The sequence below is a fragment of the Pseudomonas sp. FW305-20 genome, assembly GCF_058788075.1.
Window position 1 is genome coordinate 198,953 of sequence record NZ_JBYTAJ010000007.1, and the last position, 21,771, is coordinate 220,723.

General features: G+C 60.9%; 19 protein-coding genes and 1 pseudogene. 14 read left to right on the top strand and 6 right to left on the bottom strand.

Translation table 11 applies throughout. The features are described 5' to 3' along the window. Positions 1-27: 27 nt before the first annotated feature. Positions 28-771 (top strand): SDR family NAD(P)-dependent oxidoreductase, encoded by a 744-nt coding sequence (locus AC3WP4_RS08910; protein ID WP_102615441.1) that lies wholly within the window; start codon positions 28-30, stop codon positions 769-771. 500 nt (positions 772-1,271) lie between these two features. Here the strand turns inward: AC3WP4_RS08910 and AC3WP4_RS08915 are convergent, their stop codons facing one another. Further along, complete coding sequence (locus tag AC3WP4_RS08915) at positions 1,272-1,922, bottom strand: pentapeptide repeat-containing protein (RefSeq protein WP_102616688.1); 651 nt, start codon at positions 1,920-1,922, stop codon at positions 1,272-1,274. A gap of 226 nt (positions 1,923-2,148) precedes the next feature. Continuing rightward, positions 2,149-4,041 carry a quinoprotein ethanol dehydrogenase gene (gene exaA / locus AC3WP4_RS08920; protein ID WP_074876174.1) on the bottom strand — a complete coding sequence of 631 codons (1,893 nt, stop codon included), beginning with the start codon at positions 4,039-4,041 and terminating at the stop codon, positions 2,149-2,151. 254 nt (positions 4,042-4,295) lie between these two features. Between exaA and pedF the strand changes: the two genes are divergently transcribed. The 13 genes from pedF to AC3WP4_RS08985 all read left to right on the top strand — a co-directional run bounded on the left by pedF (position 4,296) and on the right by AC3WP4_RS08985 (position 17,835). After that, positions 4,296-4,757 (top strand): cytochrome c-550 PedF, encoded by a 462-nt coding sequence (gene pedF, locus AC3WP4_RS08925; protein ID WP_102616689.1) that lies wholly within the window; start codon positions 4,296-4,298, stop codon positions 4,755-4,757. 3 nt (positions 4,758-4,760) lie between these two features. Continuing rightward, a complete protein-coding gene (locus AC3WP4_RS08930; protein WP_076031301.1) occupies positions 4,761-5,639 on the top strand; it encodes a substrate-binding periplasmic protein in 879 nt (292 codons plus the stop codon). Continuing rightward, the gene (locus AC3WP4_RS08935; protein ID WP_102616690.1) at positions 5,636-6,397 is read left to right on the top strand and encodes a quinoprotein dehydrogenase-associated SoxYZ-like carrier; all 762 of its coding nucleotides are present in this window, start codon (positions 5,636-5,638) and stop codon (positions 6,395-6,397) included. Before AC3WP4_RS08930 ends, AC3WP4_RS08935 begins: the two co-directional genes overlap by 4 nt. Positions 6,398-6,413: 16 nt before the next feature. Further along, entirely contained in the window at positions 6,414-7,355 is a 942-nt protein-coding gene (locus AC3WP4_RS08940; RefSeq protein ID WP_076031299.1) for a quinoprotein relay system zinc metallohydrolase 1, read from the top strand. A gap of 259 nt (positions 7,356-7,614) precedes the next feature. Further along, positions 7,615-9,390 carry a PQQ-dependent methanol/ethanol family dehydrogenase gene (locus AC3WP4_RS08945; protein ID WP_074876182.1) on the top strand — a complete coding sequence of 592 codons (1,776 nt, stop codon included), beginning with the start codon at positions 7,615-7,617 and terminating at the stop codon, positions 9,388-9,390. 198 nt (positions 9,391-9,588) lie between these two features. Continuing rightward, complete coding sequence (gene exaC, locus AC3WP4_RS08950) at positions 9,589-11,109, top strand: acetaldehyde dehydrogenase ExaC (RefSeq protein WP_074876184.1); 1,521 nt, start codon at positions 9,589-9,591, stop codon at positions 11,107-11,109. Positions 11,110-11,398: 289 nt separating this feature from the next. Further along, positions 11,399-11,470, top strand: a complete 72-nt coding sequence (gene pqqA / locus AC3WP4_RS08955; RefSeq protein WP_003253598.1) for a pyrroloquinoline quinone precursor peptide PqqA — start codon at positions 11,399-11,401, stop codon at positions 11,468-11,470. A 55-nt stretch (positions 11,471-11,525) separates the two neighbouring features. Then, positions 11,526-12,440, top strand: coding sequence for a pyrroloquinoline quinone biosynthesis protein PqqB (gene pqqB / locus AC3WP4_RS08960; protein WP_074876185.1), 915 nt, complete (start codon positions 11,526-11,528; stop codon positions 12,438-12,440). Positions 12,441-12,584: 144 nt separating this feature from the next. Continuing rightward, the gene (pqqC, locus tag AC3WP4_RS08965) at positions 12,585-13,337 is read left to right on the top strand and encodes a pyrroloquinoline-quinone synthase PqqC (protein ID WP_102616692.1); all 753 of its coding nucleotides are present in this window, start codon (positions 12,585-12,587) and stop codon (positions 13,335-13,337) included. Beyond that, positions 13,334-13,606, top strand: a complete 273-nt coding sequence (pqqD, locus tag AC3WP4_RS08970) for a pyrroloquinoline quinone biosynthesis peptide chaperone PqqD (RefSeq protein WP_102616693.1) — start codon at positions 13,334-13,336, stop codon at positions 13,604-13,606. The genes pqqC and pqqD overlap by 4 nt, the downstream gene beginning before the upstream one ends. Then, a complete protein-coding gene (gene pqqE / locus AC3WP4_RS08975; RefSeq protein WP_102616694.1) occupies positions 13,584-14,726 on the top strand; it encodes a pyrroloquinoline quinone biosynthesis protein PqqE in 1,143 nt (380 codons plus the stop codon). Before pqqD ends, pqqE begins: the two co-directional genes overlap by 23 nt. A 234-nt stretch (positions 14,727-14,960) precedes the next feature. Next, positions 14,961-16,124, top strand: a complete 1,164-nt coding sequence (gene ercA, locus AC3WP4_RS08980; protein WP_074876193.1) for an alcohol dehydrogenase-like regulatory protein ErcA — start codon at positions 14,961-14,963, stop codon at positions 16,122-16,124. Next, positions 16,108-17,835 (top strand): PAS domain-containing hybrid sensor histidine kinase/response regulator, encoded by a 1,728-nt coding sequence (locus AC3WP4_RS08985; RefSeq protein WP_074876195.1) that lies wholly within the window; start codon positions 16,108-16,110, stop codon positions 17,833-17,835. The genes ercA and AC3WP4_RS08985 overlap by 17 nt, the downstream gene beginning before the upstream one ends. Before the next feature lie 59 nt (positions 17,836-17,894). On the opposite strand, the pseudogene AC3WP4_RS08990 reads toward AC3WP4_RS08985, so the two are convergent. The 4 genes and pseudogenes from AC3WP4_RS08990 to AC3WP4_RS09005 form a co-directional block, all read right to left on the bottom strand. After that, a pseudogene (locus AC3WP4_RS08990) lies at positions 17,895-18,011 on the bottom strand (aldose 1-epimerase); the annotation flags it as partial. 196 nt (positions 18,012-18,207) lie between these two features. After that, entirely contained in the window at positions 18,208-19,098 is an 891-nt protein-coding gene (locus AC3WP4_RS08995) for an SMP-30/gluconolactonase/LRE family protein (RefSeq protein WP_102616695.1), read from the bottom strand. Between the two features lie 53 nt (positions 19,099-19,151). Continuing rightward, entirely contained in the window at positions 19,152-19,970 is an 819-nt protein-coding gene (locus tag AC3WP4_RS09000; protein WP_102616696.1) for an NAD-dependent epimerase/dehydratase family protein, read from the bottom strand. Positions 19,971-20,250: 280 nt separating this feature from the next. Next, a complete protein-coding gene (locus AC3WP4_RS09005) occupies positions 20,251-21,549 on the bottom strand; it encodes an OprD family porin (RefSeq protein ID WP_102616697.1) in 1,299 nt (432 codons plus the stop codon). Positions 21,550-21,771 lie beyond the last annotated feature (222 nt).

Consider the following 21,771-nt stretch of genomic DNA (forward strand, 5'->3'; position numbering starts at 1 on the left):
GGCATCCGTGATGCCCAGGAGTAAATGATGAAAACCGAGTTTCAGGATCGCTTGGCGGTGGTCACGGGTGCCAGCTCCGGAATTGGTCTGGCTCTGTGCGCCGCGCTGTTGCCGCGCGGGGTCAAGGTGTTGGCGATGTCTCGGACCCTCGGTGAATTGCCGGCGTTGCAGCAGATCTACGGCGAGCGGTTGCAGTGGTTTGCCGGGGATGTCACGAGTCAGCAGGACCTGCGCGAGCTGGCCGAGTGCGCGGCGGCGATTGGCCCCGTGGATTATCTGGTGCCCAACGCGGGCATCGCCGAAATGGCTGACAGCCTGGATATGCAGGCCTTTCAGCGTCAGTGGGCGGTTAACGGTGCCGGGGCGTTGAATACGCTGGCGGCGTTGCGCGGTGAATTGGCGAACCCGGCGTCGGTGGTGTTTGTCGGGAGTTTTCTGACCGGTTCGAGTTTTCCGGGGTTGGCTGCGTGCATTGCCAGCAAGGCTGCCTTGGCGGCTCAGGCGCGGACGTTGGCGGTGGAGTTTGCGCGTTTTGATGTGCGGATTAATCTGGTTTCGCCGGGGCCGACGGCGACCTCGATGTGGGACAACCTGGGGTTGAGCGATGGGGAGCTTGGCGATGTTGCCGACACGCTGGGTAAACGTCTGTTGCCGGGGCATTTTCTTGATGCGGCGGCGGTGGCCAATGTGATTGTTTTTCAGCTGTCGCAGGGGGCTCGGGGTGTTTATGGGCAGGATTGGAAGGTTGATAACGGGTACACGTTGGGCTGAAGGGTAAATATTTACTTCGGGGTGCATATCCGTTGCTGCGGTAACGGCTGCTTGCGGTTCCGCCCTTACGGCGGGTCACTTTGGAAAAGCGCCAAAGTAACCAAAACGCTTTGGCCCCTGACGTACGGCCCTTCGCCTAGGCTCAGGGTACCCTCGCTCCGGTCCTGCTCCGTGGGCCCGCCGCCATCGGCCATCCATGGCCGGGGGCGGCTACCGCGGCATCCTTGCCGCGGTGCCCACTGCGCAGAACCTGCGCTCGGCCTTCCGACGGGGCAGATCAAGATCAACAGCAAGATCAACAGCCCGGCGTTGTATCTGTGGGAGCGAGCCTGCTCGCGAAAGATGTCTGGACACCGCGTTCATTCAGACAGCACGCGTTATCGTTCACGTCTTTCGCGAGCAGGCTCGCTCCCACAGGGGATTGCGTGAAACACCCCATCAGTTGTGTGCAACTTTTGGGGGGCGACCCGTTTGTGGGAACAATCATCCGGTATATCGCCTCATTTGCCCCACGTCGTCGGGCAACCGGTGCAGCCCTCCATATTCGCATCCTGAAAATTCGCATAGTGCTGCCGTGCGCCGCTCAGATTCGCCTGTTCCAAATTGCTTTCCCCCAACTTGGCCTCTTGCAGATTGGCATCACTAAGATTGGCCCCCTTGAGGTCGGCCTTGCTCAACCAGGTCATTTCCAGATCCGCAGCCCGCAGATTGGCGTTGTGCAATTTGGCCCCGGACAGGCGGGCAAATTGCAGGTAAGCGCCACCGAGGTTGGCATCCTGAAATTGTGCACCCTGGGCGAACATCCCCCAGCCCTGAATCGCCATCAGGGTTGCCCCGGTGAAGTCGGCCAGGCGCAGGTTGCTTTGTTGCAGACTGGCGCGGGTCAGGTTGGCGCCCTGTAATCGGGCTTTTTCCAGGTTGGCGAGATCGAGTCGGGCGTGGCGCAGGTCGGCATTGCGCAGGTCGGCACCGCTGAGGTTCATGCTGCGCAGGTCCTGATTGCTCAGGTTCGCGCCTTTGAGATCGGCGCCGGGGCATTGGCTGTGTTGGGCGACGGTGCAGCCGTTGATGATGAACGGGGTGTCTTCGCCGTCGTCGGTGGCGTGAGCCAAAGGCAGTGTCAACATAAGGAATAAGGGAAGGTATTTCATTGCAGGTCCTCGAAATATGGAGGGCAGCTGGATACACACAAAACCTGTGGCTAGGGAGCTTTTCGGCGAGGGGGTTTATCGGAATGCCGCACCACCCCGTTCGGCTGCGAAGCAGTCGTTAATCCAGGCAACTCGGTGTTCCTGGAAAATGTAGGGGGCCGCTTCGCGACCCAACGGGGGTAAACCCCCTCGCCACAAAAGCCCCCTCACCACAGGAGGTGGCGGATTACTTCTGCGCCGTCTTGTTATCCCAGCTCGGAATCTTGAACACCCAGAACGATCCGCCCTGAGCCACCGGTTTGGTCAGCTCGGCCATGTCACCGCCCCACAACGGCACCGCGCCGCCGTAACCGACGGTCACACCGACGTACTGCTCGCCGTCCTGTTCCCAAGTGATCGGTGGCGAGACGATGCCGCTGCCGGTCTGGAACTTCCACAGCTGCGCGCCGGTTTTCGCATCGAAGGCCTTGAGGAAACCGTCGCCGGTACCGGTGAATACCAGGTTGCCCTTGGTTGCCAGCACGCCGGCCCACAGTGGCAGTGCTTCTTTGTGCTCCCAGACCACTTTGCCGGTGGTGGGGTTCATCGCGCGCAGGCTGCCGACGTGATCGTCGTACATGCGCTTGATGCGGAAACCCATGCCCAGGTAAGCCGAGCCTTTTTTGTAGTTGACCTCTTCGGTCCAGTATTCCTCCTTCCAGTGGTTGCCCGGAATGTAGAACAGCCCGGTGTCCTGGCTGTAGGCCATCGGGTTCCAGTTCTTGCCACCGAGGAACGGCGGCGAAACCTCCACTGGCTTGCCCTTGGTCTCACCGGGCAACGGTTTGGCCGGACGCTGGCCCGGATTCTCCACCGGCTTGCCGGTCTTGAGATCGATGTGGCTGGCCCAAGTGATGTTGTCGACGAAGGGAAATGCGTTCTGCAATTTGCCGTTGTTGCGATCGACCACGTAGAAGAAACCGTTGCGGTCCGCATGGCCGGTGGCCTTGACCGTTTTGCCGTCCTTGTCCTTGTAGTCGAACAGCACCAGCTCGTTGTTGCCGGAGAAATCCCAGGCATCGTTCGGGGTGTGCTGGTAGAACCATTTCACCTCGCCGGTGCTCGGATCGACGCCGACCTGGCCCGAGGTGTAGAGGCTGTCGTAATCGTGAGGATTGCCGTCCTTGGAGGTCCGAGCCCAAGTATTCCAAGGGCCAGGATTGCCGGCGCCGACGATGATGGTGTTGGTTTCCGGATCGAAACTGGCGCTTTGCCAAGGGGCACCGCCGCCGTGGCTCCAGGCTTCGACCTTGCCGGTTTCGGTGGTCGGGTCATCCGGCCAGGACGGCGCCTTGACGTCGCCGGTCGTGGTGCTGTCCTTACCGTTCAACCGGCCCATATGACCCTCGACGAAGGGCCGCATCCAGACCTCTTCACCCGTGTCGGGATCGCGGGCGAAGAGTTGCCCGACCACGCCGAACTCATCACCGGAGCTGCCGTGAATCAGCAGCACTTTGCCGGTGGTTTTGTCTTTGATCAGCACCGGGGCGCCGGTCATGGTGTAGCCGGCGGCGTGATCACCGAATTTCTTGTTCCACACCACTTTGCCGGTGTTCTTGTCCAGGGCGACCAGCCGCGCGTCGAGGGTGCCGAAGTAGATTTTGTCGCCAAAGATCGCCGCGCCGCGATTGACCACGTCGCAGCACGGACGAATGTTGTCCGGCAGGCGATGGTTGTACGTCCACAAGCGCTTGCCGGTCTTGGCGTCCAGGGCAAATACCCGCGAATAGGAACCGGTGACGTACACCACGCCGTCGCTGACGATGGCCTGGGATTCCTGGCCGCGCTGCTTCTCATCGCCAAACGAGTAGGACCAGGCCGGGGTCAGCTTGAACACGTTCTTGTCATTGATCTGGGCCAACGGGCTCCAGCGTTGGGCGTTGGTGCCCATGCCGTATTGCAGCACGTCCTTGGTGGTCAGGTGATCGTTGGCGATGTCTTCCCAACTCACATTGCGGGTGGGAGTGGCCGGTGCCGTCGCGCCGTAGCTGACAGCACTCAGGGACAGGCTGCCCACCAGCAGAAAAGCCTGCACGGCGATAGACAGCGGGGAAAGGGCGGGTAGCGATCTTATTGTCATGGTTGCAGTTCCCAGTGGAGGTTTTGGCCTGCACAGGGTGGTGTGCCCGACGTGTTGGCGGATACGGAAAAAGTCCCGCTGTTGCCGGGAATACTTCCCGTACGGCACCTGATTTAGGTGTGCGCCACAAGCCCTACTACCAAGGAACTAGACGGCGGCCACCAAAGCAGCATGGGGCTTGCGCGAAGCCGTTCCTAAGATGGGTGCCATAGCCTCTTCAAAGAGGTTTTGCGTGCAATCAAGAGGGCATAACAATGACAACAAGACGCAACGCCTTGCTCGTTGCCGGTTTGCTGGCCGGCTTTATCAGTGCAGGTTCTGTCTGGGCCCATGGCAACGTGGTCCCACAGGCTGTCGCCACCGCGGGCCTGACCTCGATCAAGGACGCTGGCGTACCGGTTGATGCCGATGGTTGGGCTGCGGTGAACCCTTATCGCACCACCCCGGAACACGATAAGGCCGTGGAAATCGGCTCTTCGGCGTACAACCAGAACTGTGCGGCCTGCCATGGCCTGGAAGCCAAGTCCGGCGGCATCGCCCCCGATTTGCGCCTGCTCGATGTCGGCGAGGCGGGTGATGAATGGTTCGTCGAACGCGTGCGCCACGGCGCGGTGCGTGACGGCCGGGTGTACATGCCGAAGATGGCCGATTACCTGAGCCAGGAAGCTTTGTGGGCGGTCCGCACTTACCTGGATACCGTTCGCGTCGAGGAATAACCCATGCGCCTGTTCGCTGTGTTGATCAGCGCTGTGTTGCTGTGCTGCCAGGCAGTGCAGGCGCAGGTCCGTACCTATGACGAAATGATCGCCGCCGGGGAACTGAAAGTGGCGGTCTACAAGGACTTCGCCCCTTACAGTTTTGAACACGACGGCCAGGCCCGGGGCGTTGATGTCGAACTTGCCGAGGCGTTGGCCAAGGCCCTTGGCGTGCGCCTGAGGTTGATTTGGGCGCCGGCCGGCGAGAAGCTCGATGACGACCTGCGCGATTACATCTGGCGTGCCAGTCAGTTGCACGATCTGCAACTGGCCGACCTGATGATGCGCGTGCCATACGATCGCGCCTACGCGCAGAAGCGCAATGAACTGGGCGAGCTGGAAAACGGCCATGTGGTGATGTTCGGCCCGTACCAGAACGAACAATGGCAGGTTGCTTATGATCGCCGCCGACTGGACAAAGTCGCTAGCGTCGCGGTGTTCGAGCACCACCCGATCGGCGTCGAAGTCGACAGCGTGCCGTCGTTCTACCTGACCTCGGTGTTCAACGGCATGCTCGCCGGCAAAACCCACCACTATCCCGGCGTACCCCAGGCTTTTGCCGCCATGAAGGCCGGTGAAGTCGATGCCGTCATGGCCATGCGCGGGGAGATCGACTGGCAGGTTCATGAAGCCAACGACCCGCAAGTGGCGCTGGCGGAAAACGCCTACCCGAACATGGGCAAGCAGCTGTGGGAGATCGGCATGGCGGTGCATGAAAGCAACCGTCAACTGGCCTATGCCGTGGAAGAGGCGCTGGAAACCCTGATTCGCGAGGGCTCGGTCAAGACCATTTATGGCCATTACGGCCTGCGCTATGACGTGCCTGAGATGTATCAACAGTGAACTGGCGAGCGGCTTGTCTGTTGGCCTGTTGGTTACCCATCGCCGCGCACGCGGTGGACATCGACCCGGGCAAAGACCCGGTGCCGTCGGTGATGTGGGCCTTTTATCACAAGCAAATGCTCGGGGATGCGCCGTTCGTGTTCGACGATCGGGTCAAGCTGCTGGCGCCGCCGTTCGCCGAAGACGCCCGGCAGGTGCCACTGGAAATTGACGCGCGGGCGTTCAAGGGCGAAGTGGTGAAAATCCTCGCCTGGGCCGAGCTCAACCCTTTGCCGAAAATCGTCGATTTCCAGCCGCTGGACCGCGTGCTGCCCTGGCTGTCGATTCGTATCCGCATTGAGCAGGCCACGCCGTTGCGTGCGGCGGTACTGACCCGTGATGGGGTGTGGCACGTCGGCTCGACGCTGATCGATGCGGCGGGCGGTGGTTGCACGGCGCCGAGCGTGGTACGCACTCAGCCGGGCTGGGAGGAGCACATCGGCGAAGTGCTGGGCGGTCGATATCCCCGTGGTGAGTTCAGCCGAGTGCGCATGCAGGTGGCGCACCCGATGGACAATGGCATGGTCAGCGGCATCCCGGAATTCTTCATCAGTCATGCCGAACTGCGGGATCAGAACGATCAATTGCTGGCCCGTCTTGAGCTGTTTCCCGCGGTCAGTGAAAACCCCAACCTGGCCTTCGATATCGAAGGGGCAGGGCAGACGCGCCTGATGCTGCGCGACAACAGCGGCAATCAATTCGATGCGGCCATACCCTGACCCAAAGGAGCGCGTGATGCGCTGGATGCTGCTGTTGTTCATGAGCCTGAGCCTGCCGGTTCTGGCCGAACTCGACTACTCACTCAAGCCCCGGCAGATCGCCGAAGACACCTGGCTGCTGGAGGGCAGCACCGACAATTTCGCCAAGGCCAACGGCGGCAACATCGTCAATACCGGGTTCATCGTCACCGAGCAGGGGGTGGTGGTGATCGACACCGGGCCGTCCAAACGCTACGGCGAAGCGATGCGCAAGGCAATCGCCGCGACCACCGACAAACCGGTGATCGAGGTGCTGCTGACCCATCATCATCCTGATCATGTGCTCGGCAACCAGGCCTTCAGTGATGTGCCGATCAGCGCGTTGGCCGGCACCACCGAGCTGTTGCATCAGCAGGGCGACGCCATGGCCGAGAACATGTATCGCCTGGTGGGCGACTGGATGCGTGGCACCGAAGTGGTGTTGCCGACCCGGACGCTGATACCGGGCGTGCGAAGTTTTGGGAATCACGATCTGCGCCTGCTGGACCTGGGTGGGCACACAGGCGCGGATCTGGCTATTCTCGACCAGAAAACCGGCGTGTTGTTTGCCGGGGACCTGGTGTTTTACCAGCGGGCCCTGACCACGCCCAACAGTCCGGGGCTGTCGGTGTGGCTGGCGGACATCGCCACGCTTCAAGGCCTGCCGTGGACGCTGATCGTCCCCGGCCATGGACCGGTCGCCAGGGATCAACAGCCGTTCGAACAGATGCGCGACTACCTGACCTGGCTCGATCAGCTCATGCGCGACGGCGCCGCCAATGGCAGTGATATGGCCGAGATGATCCGCAGCCCCATTCCCGAACGGTTTGCCGGGATCAGCCTGAGTCGTTACGAGCTGATCCGCAGCGTCAGCCATCTGTATCCGCGCTACGAGCGCGCACAAATGACCCGTGTCGATTCCGCCGCGAACAGGCAATGATCGTTCCCACGCTCCCGCGTGGGAATGCCTCAAGGGACGCTCCGCGTTCCAGCTTTCGAAAGGGGCGCGGAGCGTCCCGGGCTGCATTCCCACGCAGAGCGTGGGAACGATCAGTCAGCACTCATCTCATCCGACCCGGTACTAAGGAACTAGCAATCTCAGCACTGCGGGCAATTGTTCCAAGGGCGGCGGCGCCCAAGAATCTGCACCAGACCGGGAAAATTTCCCGGGTATAACAAAAACTGCAGAGGTAGCCGTCATGACCCAACCCGCACGTCGCCAACCCTTCGTCTTGAGTGTGCTGCTCAGTGCCATGCTGTTGTCTGGCTCGGCATTGGCCGGCGTCACTGATCAAGACATCCTCCAGGATCCCAAGAACCCGGGGCAGATCGTCACTAACGGTCTGGGCGTCCAGGGTCAGCGTTACAGCCCGCTGGACACGCTCAACGTTAACAACGTGAAGGACTTGCGGCCAGTCTGGGCATTCTCCTTCGGCGGTGAAAAACAACGCGGTCAGCAAGCACAGCCGATGATCAAGGACGGCGTGATGTACTTGACCGGTTCCTACTCGCGGGTGTTTGCGGTGGATGCGCGCACCGGCAAGAAGCTCTGGCAATACGATGCTCGCCTGCCCGATGACATCCGTCCTTGCTGCGACGTGATCAACCGGGGTGTCGCGCTGTATGGCGACCTGGTGATCTTCGGCACCCTCGACGCCAAGCTTGTGGCCTTGAACAAGGACACCGGCAAAGTTGTCTGGAGCAAGAAAGTCGCCGACCACAAGGAAGGCTATTCCATCAGTGCCGCGCCGTTGGTGATCAACGGCAAACTGATCACCGGTGTCGCCGGTGGCGAGTTCGGGGTGGTAGGCAAAATCGAAGCCTACGACCCGAAAAACGGCAGCCTGCTGTGGAGCCGTCCCACCGTCGAAGGCCACATGGGCTACACCTACAAGGACGGCAAAGCGGTAGAGAACGGCATCTCCGGCGGTGAAGCAGGCAAGACCTGGCCCGGCGATCTCTGGAAAACCGGCGGCGCCGCCCCTTGGCTGGGCGGTTACTACGACCCGGAAACCAACCTGCTGCTGTTCGGCACCGGCAACCCGGCGCCATGGAACTCGCACCTGCGTCCTGGCGACAACCTCTACTCGTCGTCGCGTCTGGCGCTCAACCCGGACGACGGCACCATCAAGTGGCACTTCCAGAGCACGCCTCACGACGGCTGGGACTATGACGGCGTGAACGAGTTGGTCTCGTTCAACTACACCGAAGGCGGCAAAGAGATCAAAGCCGCCGCCACCGCTGACCGCAACGGTTTTTTCTACGTGCTGGACCGCACCAACGGCAAATTCATTCGCGGCTTCCCGTTCGTGGACAAGATCACCTGGGCCACCGGCCTGGATAAAGAGGGACGGCCGATCTACAACGAAGCCAGCCGCCCAGGTGCTCCCGGCACCGAAGCCAAAGGCAGTTCGGTGTTCGTAGCCCCTGCGTTCCTCGGCGCGAAAAACTGGATGCCGATGGCTTACAACAAAGACACCGGATTGTTCTATGTGCCGTCCAACGAATGGGGCATGGACATCTGGAACGAAGGCATCGCCTACAAGAAAGGCGCGGCGTTCCTCGGTGCCGGTTTCACTATCAAACCGCTGAATGAAGACTACATCGGCGTGTTGCGCGCCATCGACCCGAAAACCGGCAAGGAAGTCTGGCGCCACAAGAACTTCGCGCCGCTGTGGGGCGGGGTGCTGACCACCAAGGGCAACCTGGTGTTCACCGGCACGCCTGAAGGCTTCCTGCAGGCGTTCAATGCCAAGACCGGCGAGAAAGTCTGGGAATTCCAGACCGGTTCCGGCGTACTCGGCTCGCCTGTGACCTGGGAAATGGACGGTGAACAGTACGTCTCGGTGTTGTCCGGCTGGGGCGGTGCTGTACCGCTGTGGGGCGGCGAAGTGGCCAAGCGCATCAAGGACTTCAACCAGGGCGGCATGCTCTGGACGTTCAAGCTGCCGAAAGACCTGGTGGCCAAGCACTGATACCTGCCACTGATCGTTCCCACGCAGAGCGTGGGAACGATCAAGACTGTGGCGCTCCAATCGCGAGCAAGCTCAGCTCCTACTACCAAATAACGAGAGTCCTCCTGCCAACGGCGCATTCGTCTGGCGCGCAGGGCTCTCTACTATCGGTTCATCGCCTGTTTGCCCGACAGGCATCGACCCAGACAGAGGCCCACCATGATCTACGCACAACCTGGCACACCTGGCGCCGTCGTTACGTTCAAACCGCGCTACGGCAATTTCATCGGCGGCGAGTTCGTTGCCCCGGTCAATGGTGAGTACTTCACCAACTCTTCGCCAGTTACCGGTGAAGTGATCGCCGAATTCCCGCGCTCCAGCGCCGCCGACATCGAGAAAGCCCTCGACGCCGCGCATGCCGCCGCTGACGCCTGGGGCAAGACCTCGGCGCAGGACCGCTCTCTGGTGCTGCTGAAAATCGCCGACCGCATCGAGCAGAACCTGGAAATCCTTGCCGTCACCGAAACCTGGGACAACGGCAAGGCTGTGCGCGAAACCCTGAATGCCGACGTGCCATTGGCCGCCGACCATTTCCGTTACTTCGCCGGTTGCATCCGCGCTCAAGAGGGCGGCGCCGCCGAGATCAACGAGCTGACCACCGCCTATCACTTCCACGAGCCGCTGGGCGTGGTCGGACAGATCATCCCGTGGAACTTCCCGCTGCTGATGGCCGCCTGGAAACTCGCCCCGGCCCTGGCCGCCGGTAACTGCGTGGTACTCAAGCCTGCCGAGCAGACGCCGCTGTCGATCATGGTCTTCGCCGAGCTGATCGCCGATTTGCTGCCACCTGGCGTGCTGAACATCGTTCAGGGTTTCGGTCGTGAAGCCGGTGAGGCGCTGGCCACCAGCAAGCGCATCGCCAAGATTGCTTTTACCGGTTCCACTCCGATTGGCGCGCACATCATGAAATGCGCGGCCGAGAACATCATTCCAAGCACCGTTGAACTGGGCGGCAAGTCGCCGAACATCTTCTTCGAAGACATCATGCAAGCCGAGCCGCAGTTCATCGAGAAGGCTGCCGAAGGCTTGGTGCTGGCGTTCTTCAACCAGGGCGAAGTCTGCACCTGTCCTTCCCGCGCCTTGGTGCAGGAGTCGATCTACGACGACTTCATGAAAGTGGTGATGAAGAAGATCGTCAAGATCAAGCGCGGCAACCCGCTGGACACCGAAACCATGGTCGGCGCCCAGGCGTCCGAGCAGCAATACGACAAGATTCTCTCGTACCTGACAATTGCCCAGGAGGAGGGCGCCGAGCTGCTCACCGGCGGCGCGGCCGAGCGTCTTGAGGGCGACTTGTCGACGGGTTATTACATCCAGCCGACCCTGCTCAAGGGCCACAACAAAATGCGCGTGTTCCAGGAAGAAATCTTTGGCCCGGTGGTGGGTATCACCACCTTCAAGGACGAAGCCGAAGCCCTGGCGATTGCCAACGACAGCGAGTTTGGCCTCGGCGCCGGTCTGTGGACCCGCGACATCAACCGCGCCTACCGCATGGGCCGGGCGATCAAGGCCGGGCGTGTCTGGACCAACTGCTACCACCTGTACCCGGCCCACGCCGCGTTCGGTGGCTACAAGAAGTCCGGTGTTGGCCGTGAAAACCACAAGATGATGCTCGACCACTATCAGCAGACCAAGAACCTGCTGGTGAGCTACGACATCAACCCGATGGGGTTCTTCTAGTCCTACTCCGGTACCTGTGGCGAGGGAGCTTGCTCCCGCTCGACGGCGCAGCCGTCGCAATCCCGGAACCCCCGGTGTGCCTGATGCACCGGGTTGTCGGGAATGGGGTCGCTTCGCGACCCAGCGGGAGCAAGCTCCCTCGCCACACTGTTTTGTGTAATGCCTGCACCTTCTAATACCCCCTACCAATGCACGCCGCCACCTCGTTCGAAAGTAGCATTCGAGTGCCTGGCGCCCCGTGCATTAATGGCTTTACCGGAATCGTCCGGCATAAGAAGAGGATTGACCCATGTGGACTAAACCCGCGTTTACCGATCTGCGCATTGGCTTCGAAGTGACGATGTATTTCGCCAACCGCTGATTGTTCACCCGGCCAGCTGTTGCGTTGGCCGGGCCTGCCTTCTGGAGCATTGCCCATGCACATTCGCGTTCTCGGATCCGCCGCTGGCGGTGGTTTTCCGCAATGGAATTGCAACTGCCGCCAGTGCGCCGCGATGCGCAATGGCAGCCTGCGGGCCCAACGCCGCACCCAGTCCTCTATTGCCCTGAGCGACAACGGTGTGGATTGGGTGCTGTGCAATGCTTCACCGGACATTCGCGCGCAACTCGAGAGTTTCGCGCCGCTGCAACCGGCGCGCCGGTTGCGCGATACCGCGATCGCCGGCGTCGTCCTGCTGGACAGCCAGATCGACCATTGCACCGGCCTGTTGAGTCTGCGCGAAGGCTGCCCGCATCAGGTCTGGTGCACCGAACGGGTCCATGAAGACCTGAGTAGCGGCTTCCCGTTGTTCACCATGCTCAAGCATTGGAATGGCGGGCTGCAGTGGCAACCGGTCGGGCTCGACCGCGAGCCCTTCAGCATCCCGGCGTGTGCACACCTGAGGTTTCGCGCGATCCCCTTGGTCAGCAACGCACCGCCGTACTCGCCCAATCGCGGCAATCCGCAGCCGGGCGACACCATTGGTTTGTTTATCGAAGACCGGCGCAGCGGTGCTTCGCTGTTCTACGCGCCGGGCCTGGGACAGGTCGACGATGAGGTGCTGAGCTGGATGCAACGCGCCGATTGCCTGTTGCTGGACGGCACCTTGTGGCGCGACGACGAGATGCGAGTCTGCGAGGTCGGCCAGAACCTGGGCAGTGAAATGGGTCACCTGTCGCAAAGCGGCCCCGGCGGCATGCTCGAAATCCTTGAAGGCTTCACCCGCCAGCGCAAGGTGCTGATCCACATCAACAACACCAACCCGATCCTCGATGAAGACTCCGCCGAGCGAGCGCTGCTGGAGCGGCGCGGGATCGAAGTGGCCTATGACGGCATGAGTATTGAGTTGTAGCGGAGGGCCCCTTCGCGAGCAAGCCCGCTCCCACAGGGGATCTCCACTGGACACAAAATGTGTGAACAACAGAGAACCAATGTGGGAGCGGGCTTGCTCGCGAAGGCGCCAGACTAGACACCGCAGCGCTACCAGGAGAACACAATGACTGACCAAGCGATGTCCCCCACCGAATTCGAAGCAGCCCTGCGCGCCAAAGGCGCCTATTACCACATCCATCATCCATTCCACCAAGCCATGTACGCCGGCCGATCAACCCGCGAGCAGATTCAGGGCTGGGTCGCCAATCGCTTCTACTACCAGGTGAACATCCCCCTGAAGGACGCGGCGATTCTCGCCAACTGCCCGGACCGCGACGTGCGCCGGGAGTGGCTGCAACGAATTCTCGACCACGACGGTGCACCCGGCAGTGAAGGCGGCATCGAAGCCTGGCTGCGGCTGGGCGAAGCGGTGGGGCTGGATCGCGAGCAAATCCTTTCACAGGAACTGGTGCTGCCCGGTGTCCGTTTCGCCGTCGACGCCTACGTCAATTTCGCCCGTCGCGCCTGTTGGCAGGAAGCCGCCAGCAGTTCGCTGACCGAACTGTTTGCACCACAGATCCACCAATCCCGGCTCGATGCCTGGCCGGCCCATTACCCGTGGATCGACGTCGGCGGTTATGACTATTTCCGTACTCGCCTGAGTCAGGCGCGACGGGATGTCGAGCATGGCTTGCGCATCACCCTCGCGCATTACGTCACGGTCGAAGGCCAGCAACGCATGCTGGAAATCCTGCAATTCAAGCTCGACGTGCTGTGGAGCATGCTCGACGCCATGAGCATGGCCTACGAACTGGAGCGCCCGCCGTATCACACCGTCACCACGGAACAGGTCTGGCATCGGGGGATTGCCCTGTGAGCCTGATCAACCGCGAACAATCACTGTCGCTGCGCCAGGGCTTTCGTCTGCAGTGGGAGCCGCGTCAGGACTGTCACGTGCTGCTGTACCCCGAAGGCATGATCAAACTTAACGACAGTGCCGGGCAGATCCTCGATCTGGTAGACGGCCAGCGCAGCGTTGCGGCGATCATTGATCAACTGTCCGCGAATTTCCCCGGCGTACCGGGGATCGACGAAGATGTGCTGGCGTTTCTGGAGGTGGCCCATGCTCAATTCTGGATCGAGTGACTCGCGTCCGGGTCCGCCGCTGTGGCTGTTGGCGGAGTTGACTTACCGTTGCCCGCTGCAATGCCCGTATTGCTCCAACCCGCTGGACTTTGCCCAATCTGGCGAAGAGTTGAGCACCGAAGAGTGGATCCGGGTGTTCCGCGAAGCCCGGGAGATGGGCGCCGCGCAGTTGGGCTTTTCCGGCGGCGAGCCGTTGGTAAGACAGGACCTGGCCGAACTGATCAAGGCCGCCCGGGACATGGGTTACTATACCAACCTGATCACCTCGGGCATTGGCTTGACCGAACAGAAAGTCCGCGATTTCAAGGTCGCGGGCCTGGACCATATCCAGATCAGCTTCCAGGCCGCCGACGAAGCGGTGAACAACATGCTCGCCGGTTCGCGCAAGGCCTTCGCCCAGAAACTCGCCATGGCCCGAGCGGTGAAAGCCCAGGGCTATCCGATGGTGCTGAACTTTGTCACCCATCGGCACAACATCGACCAGATCGCGCAGATCATCGACTTGTGCCTGGAGCTGGAAGCAGATTTCGTCGAATTGGCGACGTGCCAGTTTTACGGTTGGGCCGAGCTCAACCGCGTCGGCCTGTTGCCCACGCGTGAACAATTGCAGCGTGCCGAGCGCATCACCAACGAATACCGCGAGCGTCTTGAAGCACAGGGCCACCCGTGCAAGTTGATCTTCGTCACCCCGGATTACTACGAAGAACGCCCCAAGACCTGCATGAACGGCTGGGCCAATCTGTTTCTCGACATCACCCCCGACGGCACGGCATTGCCTTGCCACAGCGCCCGCCAGTTGCCGGTGCAGTTTCCCAACGTGCGCGAGCACAGCATCGAGCACATCTGGACTGATTCTTTCGGTTTCAACCGCTTTCGTGGCGATGACTGGATGAAGGAGCCGTGCCGCTCCTGCGATGAAAAGCACAAGGATCTGGGCGGCTGCCGCTGTCAGGCATTCATGCTGACCGGCGACGCCGCCAACGCTGACCCGGTGTGCAGCAAATCCCCGCACCACGGTGTGATTCTCAAGGCCCGCGAGGAAGCCGAGGCGCCGGGGCTGGGTATGGAACACCTGACGTTACGCAACGAGAAGGCTTCGCGATTGATCTACCGCGGATGAATCAAACAACACAAATCCCCTGTGGGAGTGAGCCTGCTCGCGATAGCGGTCTTCCAGCCACCATTGATGCTGCCTGACACTCCGTCATCGCGAGCAGGCTCACTCCCTCAGGGGATTTGCGGTGGACACAGGATTTGAGTACACCAGCCGTGCTACCCATTGGTCTGATTGCATTCACCACCGGATGGTTTAGTGTGGGCATTACCTTCCAAAACAATAAAAACAGGCTTTCCAATGAGCCAGAGTCTCAGTCAACTGCGTAAATTCGTTTCCCCTGAAATCATCTTTGGTGCCGGCTGCCGGCACAACGTCGGCAATTGCGCCAAAACCTTTGGTGCCCGCAAGGTGCTGCTGGTCAGCGATCCCGGTGTGATTGCCGCCGGTTGGGTCGCCGATGTCGAGGCCAGCCTGCAGGCCCAGGGCATCGAGTACGTCCTGTACAGCGCGGTCTCGCCCAACCCGCGGGTCGAAGAAGTGATGCTCGGCGCCGATCTGTACCGGGAAAACCATTGCGATGTGATCGTGGCCGTCGGTGGCGGCAGCCCGATGGATTGCGGCAAAGGCATCGGCATTGTCGTCGCCCATGGGCGCAGCATTCTCGAATTCGAAGGCGTGGACACCATCCGCGTCCCGAGCCCGCCGCTGATCCTGATTCCGACCACCGCCGGGACCTCGGCCGATGTCTCGCAATTCGTGATCATCTCCAACCAGCAAGAACGCATGAAATTCTCCATCGTCAGTAAGGCGGTGGTGCCGGACGTGTCGCTGATCGACCCGGAAACCACGTTGAGCATGGACCCGTTCCTGTCGGCCTGTACCGGCATCGATGCGTTGGTGCATGCCATCGAAGCGTTTGTGTCCACCGGTCACGGGCCGTTGACCGATCCCCACGCACTTGAAGCGATGCGCCTGATCAACGGCAACCTGGTGCAGATGATCGCCAACCCGCACGACATTGCCTTGCGCGAGAAAATCATGCTGGGCAGCATGCAGGCCGGGCTGGCGTTCTCCAACGCGATCCTCGGCGCGGTGCACGCCATGTCCCACAGCCTCGGTGGCTTTCTCGACTTGCCTCATGGGCTGTGCAACGCGGTGCTGGTGGAACACGTGGTGGCGTTCAACTACAGCTCGGCGCCCGAGCGCTTCAAGGTGATCGCCGAGACCTTTGGCATCGATTGCCGTGGCTTGAATCACCGTCAGATTTGCGGGCGTCTGGTCGAACACCTGATTGCGTTGAAACACGCCATCGGCTTCCACGAAACCCTCGGATTGCACGGGGTCAGCACCGCGGACATTCCGTTCCTGTCGCAACACGCCATGCACGACCCGTGCATCCTGACCAACCCGCGCGAGTCCAGTCAGCGTGATGTCGAGGTCGTCTATGGCGAAGCCCTCTGACGAACAGCAACGGGCGCTGGCGGGGTTACTGGGATTAGGCAGCCACTCGGCGCGCAAGAGTCATTACCCGGAACTGGCCGCGCGCCTCGACGAGCTGGAAGCCGAGCGCAATCGCTACAAATGGCTGTTCGAAAACGCGGTCCACGGGATCTTCCAGGCCAGCCTCCTGGAAGGCATGCGCGCCGCCAACCCGGCACTGGCGCGGATGCTCGGCTACGACAATCCCCAGGAAGTGCTGTTTTCGCTGGCTGATCTGGCGAGCAACCTGTTTGTCAACGGCGCGCAAGAGCTGGAAAACATCGGTGAAATGCTCAAGCGCGAGCGCAGTCTGCTTGGCTACGAAACCCAATTGCGGCGCAAGGATGGCAGCAGCGTCGACGTGTTGATGAACCTGTTGCTCAAGCCCGATCAGGAAGGGCTGGTGGAAGGTTTTGTCGCCGACATCACCGAACGCAAACTCGCCCAGCAGCGTCTTCAGCAACTCAACGACGAACTGGAGCAGCGCGTCACCGCGCGCACCGACGAGTTGCTGGAAGCCAACCGTAACCTGCAACAGCAAATCACCCAGCGTAAGCAGATTGCCCAAGCCTTGCGCGATGCCCGGGACGCCGCCGAGGCCGCCAACCGCAGCAAGGACAAATACCTCGCCGCCGCCAGTCATGACCTGCTGCAACCGCTCAATGCCGCTCGTTTGCTGATCTCGACCCTGCGCGAACGCAAGCTGCCCGACGTCGAACAGGTGCTGGTGGAGCGGACTCACCAGGCGCTCGAAGGGGCGGAGGATCTGCTCACCGATTTGCTGGATATTTCCCGGCTCGATCAGGCCGCGGTCAAACCGGATATTGCGCTGTATCGCCTCGACGAATTGCTCGCGCCGCTGGTGTCGGAGTTCCAGTCAGTGGCCCAGGCCGCAGGGTTGAACCTGCGGGTGCACATGGGCGATTACGCCATCAGCACCGACCTGCGCCTGATGACGCGGATCCTGCGCAACTTCCTCAGCAACGCCTGCCGCTACACCGACGAAGGCAGCATCCTGCTGGGGGCCAGGCGCCGGGGTGAAATGCTGCGTCTTGAAGTCTGGGACACCGGGCGGGGGATCGCGGCGGACCGACTGGATTCGATCTTCCTCGAGTTCAACCAACTGGACGTCGGCCGCGCCGCCGACCGCAAGGGCGTGGGCCTGGGGCTGGCCATCGTTGAGCGCATCGCCAAAATCCTCGGCTATAAAGTCGGGGTTCATTCGTTGCCGGGGCGCGGTTCGATGTTCAGCATCGACGTGCCGATTTCCCATGAGGTTCCGCTGCCGATCAGCCTGGCGGCACCACAACCCGGCACCGGAAATCCATTGCCCGGCCGGCGTTTGCTGGTACTGGACAACGAAGTGAGCATCCTCGAAAGCATGAGCGCGCTGCTCGGGCAATGGGGCTGCGAGGTGGTCACGGCCACCGATGAGTTCTCTGCACTGGCTGCGTTGCAGGGGCGAGCGCCGGAATTGATTCTGGCGGACTACCATCTCGATCACGGCGTGGTGGGCTGCGATGTGGTCAGGCATTTGCGCGAGCATTACCACCAGGCCATTCCGGCAGTGATCATCACTGCCGACCGCACGGATCAGTGTCGGCGCTCATTGCAGCGACTCGATGCACCGCTGCTGAACAAACCGGTGAAACCCGGCAAGTTGCGCGCGGTGCTGAGTCAGTTGCTGGGGTAGCGATAGTGCAGGCTGAAACCAAGTTCGGCTGACTCGCCTTGCTTCAGCAAACGCAATCCTCGCAACAGCGGCAGACCCGTGCCGCGCACGCTCCAGTTGACGATGCTGCCACCGAGTTCGGGGGCGAGGGTGAGGTGGGTGAATTCGTCTTCGAGTTCCAGAGTTATTGGCGTCATGTTGATTTTTACTAGCTCATTGAAAGGCTTTTGTGGCGAGGGAGCTTGCTCCCGCTCGGCTGCGAAGCAGTCGCAAATACAGGAAACTCGGACTGTCTGAAAAATTGCAGGGGGCCGTTGCGCGACCCAGCGGGAGCAAGCTCCCTCGCCACAGGGAGACCTCGCCAGCCAAGTCACATCATTCAAAGCTGGGTGATCAGCAATCGTTGAACAACGGCTCCGGCAAACCTTTCACCCCGGGATCGAGGGCGAATACACCGCCGGCCAGTGACTGTTCGTCATGGTCGTCGCCGGGTCGGATCGAGGTCACGAACAGGGTGTCCAGGCGACTGCCGCCGAAGGCGCACATGCTTGGTTTTTTCACCGGCACGGCGAGGGAACGGTCCAGCCGGCCGTCGGGAGTGAAACGGTGAATCAACCCGGCGTCATTGGCGCAAATCCAGTAGCAGCCTTCGGCATCGACCGCTGCGCCATCGGGACGACCAGCGAACTGATGCATGTCGACAAACAGCCGTCGGTTGGACGGTGTGCCACTGTCGGTGTCGTAATCGAAGGCCCAGATTTGCTGGACCAGAGGATGAGAGTCAGACAGGTACATCGTCCGCCCGTCCGGGCTGAAACCCAGACCGTTGGGCACGATAAACCCGCCGAGTTGCGCCTCGAGTCGCCCGTGTTGCCCGGTGCTGTAGCGGTAAAGCGCGCCGTCGGCAGCGTTGGCGCCCATGTTCAGCACCATGCTGCCGGCCCAGAAACGGCCCTGACGATCGCAGCGACCGTCGTTCAGGCGCATGTCTGTGCGGGCGTGTTCGACCGGCGCCAGGAGATTGCTGTCGAGGCTGCCATCGTTATGCGGGTGCAGATGAAAAAAACCGCTTTCCATCCCGGCAACCCAACCGCCATCGCGGTGACGTGCAATGCAGGCAAGCATCTGCGGTGCTCTCCAGGCGTGGACATGGCCGGTTTCGGCGCTCCAGCGCTGAAGTCCACCGGCAGGAATATCGACCCAATACAGGGCGTTTTCCTCGGGCACCCAGACCGGGCATTCACCGACTGCGTTGCGGGCATCGACGATCAATTCGGCTTGCATGACAGCTCATCCCCTCGGGTTTTTGTTGTCGGGATCCAGTGAGGTACGCGAGCTCAGTCGCCGAACGGGCCGGACGCGACAAACGCACCACCCTGGTAGACCCGAGCCGGGTCATCAGCGGCTGGCATCGGTTGGGCTTCGATTTTTTCGCGGAACACTTCGGAACTGTCCTGGGGTTCATAACCCAGGCAGGTGGCGAAACGGTTGTCCCACCAGACGTCCTTGTTGTCGGACATGCCGTAGACCACGGTGTGGCCGACATCAGGGGCGTACAGCGCGCATTCGAGCAATTGCGTCAGGTCGCCGAAGCTCAACCAGGTGCTCATCATTCGGCGGTTCAACGGTTCCGGGAACGAGGAGCCGATGCGCACGCTGACGGTCTCGATGCCGTAGCGGTCGAAGTAGAAACTGGCCATGTCTTCGCCATAGGACTTGGACAAACCGTAGTAGCTGTCCGGGCGGCGAGGGGAGTGGGCGTCGATCACTTCATCCTGCTTGTAGAAGCCGATCACGTGGTTGGAACTGGCGAAAATCACTCGCTTCACACCATGGCGGCGAGCGGCTTCATAAATGTGGAACACGCCGCAGATGTTGGCGCCGAGGATCTCTTCGAACGAGTGCTCCGTCGACACACCACCGAAATGCAGGATCGCGTCCACGCCTTCAACCAACTGATGGACTGCCTGCTTGTCTGCCAGATCGCAGGGCACGACCTCTTCACGGTCATCGATGGCCGGGGCGATGTCGGCGATGTCCGACAGGCGAATCACATTGGCGTAGGGCCGCAGGCGTTCGCGCAGGACTTTACCGAGGCCACCGGCGGCACCGGTCAGGAGGAGACGATTGAAAGGGGCTGGGGGAGTAGTGGTCATGGAAGTCCCTGATACGCAGTTATTGTTAGTTGTTGTAGGTTGTCGTATGACTGTGGCGAAGTATCGTTAGCCTTTCTGGTAGTTGTCAACGACACATCAATTGAAGTTGACGAAGGGTCCGGTCGCCCCGCAATCGATGTAGCAGCTGGCGAAGCCTGCGTCCGGCTGCGAAGCAGTCGTAAAATCAGCCGACGCGGTGCATCAGGAAAATCACGCTCGCAGGGTTTACGACTGCTTCGCAGCCGAACGCAGGCTTCGCCAGCTGCTACAAAGATCCGGCTTACAGCAACGAAAGCGGGTAGTTGATGATAATGCGGTTTTCGTCGAATTCATTGGTGCTGAAGTCCTTGCGGATCGACGCGTTACGCCATTTGACGTTGAGGTTCTTCAGCACACCGCTCTGTACGGTGTAAGCCAGTTCTGATTCGCGGCCCCATTCCTTGCCGTCGGTGATGGTGCCTGTGTGCACGTTATCGCCGCTGATGTAGCGGTTCATCATCGTCAGGCCGGGAATGCCGAGTGCCACAAAATTGTAGTCGTGACGCAGCTGCCAGGATCGTTCCTTGGCGTTGTCGTAGCTGGAGTTATAGCTGTCGTTGGCCAGGGTGCCGCCGCTGGTGCCGTTGACCCGCATCCAGGCATCGTCGCCGCTGAGTTTTTGCAGGCCGACAAAGAAGGTGTTGCCGCCGTATTTGGCCGAGAGCATGGCGAACGCGGTTTTGTTATCGAGCTCGCCGGCCAGGGCGCTGCCGTCTTCCTTGCCGATGAAGTAGCCAAGGTTGGCGCCGAGGGTCCAGTCGCCGATGGGCTGGCTGTGGCTCAGGTTGAAATACTGCTGCTGATAAATGTCGCTGAGTTGCGCGTACCAGACGCCGACCTGGGTGCGCTTCTCGTTGAATGCATATTCACCGCCACCAAAGTTGAAACGGTCCGAGGTGAAGGCCGCGGATTTGCCGTTCATGAACATGTCTTCCATGCTCGCATCGTTGCGCGGGCTGTTGGCGCGGAACTGGCCACCGTAGAGCGTCAGGCCACTGATCTCGGTGGACGTCAACTGACCACCGCGGAAGGTTTGCGGCAGGGAGCGGCCGTCGTCGGAGCGCAGGATCGGCAACACCGGCATCCATTCGCCGACCTTTAATTCGGTTTTCGAGACTTTAGCTTTCAACGCCACACCCAGGCGCCCGTAATTGTCGGCCGGGCGGCCGTCGTCATGAATCGGCAGCAACGAGGTGCCGCCCGTGCCTTTGCCACCGTCGAGTTTTTCCGAATACAGGCCCAGCACATCCAAGCCGAAACCGACGGGGCCTTGGGTGAATCCGGATTTGGCATCGAGGATGAAACTTTGCGTCCACTCTTCCGCCTTGCCCTGCGGGTAGGCCGGGTTGGTGAAGTTGCGGTTGATGTAGAAGTTGCGCAGGTTCAGCGTGGCTTTGGCGTCATCGACGAAACCTTCGGCATGGCTAGTCATGGGCAGGGCGAGGGCCAGGCTGCTGCAACCGATCAGGTTCAGGGCGTGACGGCGTGCGAAGGTTGGGCGAGGGGTGCTGACGGAGGAATTGCGGACGAGCTTGCTCACAGTGACGCTCCCGTGTTTCTTGTTGTTTTTATTTTTCGTTATACGTCGTCGTACAACGTTGGGGCGGATTATTTACAAGTGTTACGGGGAATGTCAATCAGAAGTTGTACGATGACTTGGCGCGATTTTAAGGTATGTCGAAGAACCCCTGTGGGAGATTCTATGGTTGAGGGAAAGCCCTCAACTGGCTTTTGGTTGATATTCGCTTTGCCCTTTCAGCAA

Coding starts and splice junctions, on each gene's coding strand:
- AC3WP4_RS08910 (WP_102615441.1), top strand. CDS start 28: ATGAAAACCGAGTTTCAGGATCGCTTGGCGGTGGTCACGGGTGCCAGC.
- AC3WP4_RS08915 (WP_102616688.1), bottom strand. CDS start 1,922: ATGAAATACCTTCCCTTATTCCTTATGTTGACACTGCCTTTGGCTCAC.
- exaA (WP_074876174.1), bottom strand. CDS start 4,041: ATGACAATAAGATCGCTACCCGCCCTTTCCCCGCTGTCTATCGCCGTG.
- pedF (WP_102616689.1), top strand. CDS start 4,296: ATGACAACAAGACGCAACGCCTTGCTCGTTGCCGGTTTGCTGGCCGGC.
- AC3WP4_RS08930 (WP_076031301.1), top strand. CDS start 4,761: ATGCGCCTGTTCGCTGTGTTGATCAGCGCTGTGTTGCTGTGCTGCCAG.
- AC3WP4_RS08940 (WP_076031299.1), top strand. CDS start 6,414: ATGCGCTGGATGCTGCTGTTGTTCATGAGCCTGAGCCTGCCGGTTCTG.
- AC3WP4_RS08945 (WP_074876182.1), top strand. CDS start 7,615: ATGACCCAACCCGCACGTCGCCAACCCTTCGTCTTGAGTGTGCTGCTC.
- exaC (WP_074876184.1), top strand. CDS start 9,589: ATGATCTACGCACAACCTGGCACACCTGGCGCCGTCGTTACGTTCAAA.
- pqqB (WP_074876185.1), top strand. CDS start 11,526: ATGCACATTCGCGTTCTCGGATCCGCCGCTGGCGGTGGTTTTCCGCAA.
- pqqC (WP_102616692.1), top strand. CDS start 12,585: ATGACTGACCAAGCGATGTCCCCCACCGAATTCGAAGCAGCCCTGCGC.
- pqqE (WP_102616694.1), top strand. CDS start 13,584: ATGCTCAATTCTGGATCGAGTGACTCGCGTCCGGGTCCGCCGCTGTGG.
- ercA (WP_074876193.1), top strand. CDS start 14,961: ATGAGCCAGAGTCTCAGTCAACTGCGTAAATTCGTTTCCCCTGAAATC.
- AC3WP4_RS08985 (WP_074876195.1), top strand. CDS start 16,108: ATGGCGAAGCCCTCTGACGAACAGCAACGGGCGCTGGCGGGGTTACTG.
- AC3WP4_RS08995 (WP_102616695.1), bottom strand. CDS start 19,098: ATGCAAGCCGAATTGATCGTCGATGCCCGCAACGCAGTCGGTGAATGC.
- AC3WP4_RS09000 (WP_102616696.1), bottom strand. CDS start 19,970: ATGACCACTACTCCCCCAGCCCCTTTCAATCGTCTCCTCCTGACCGGT.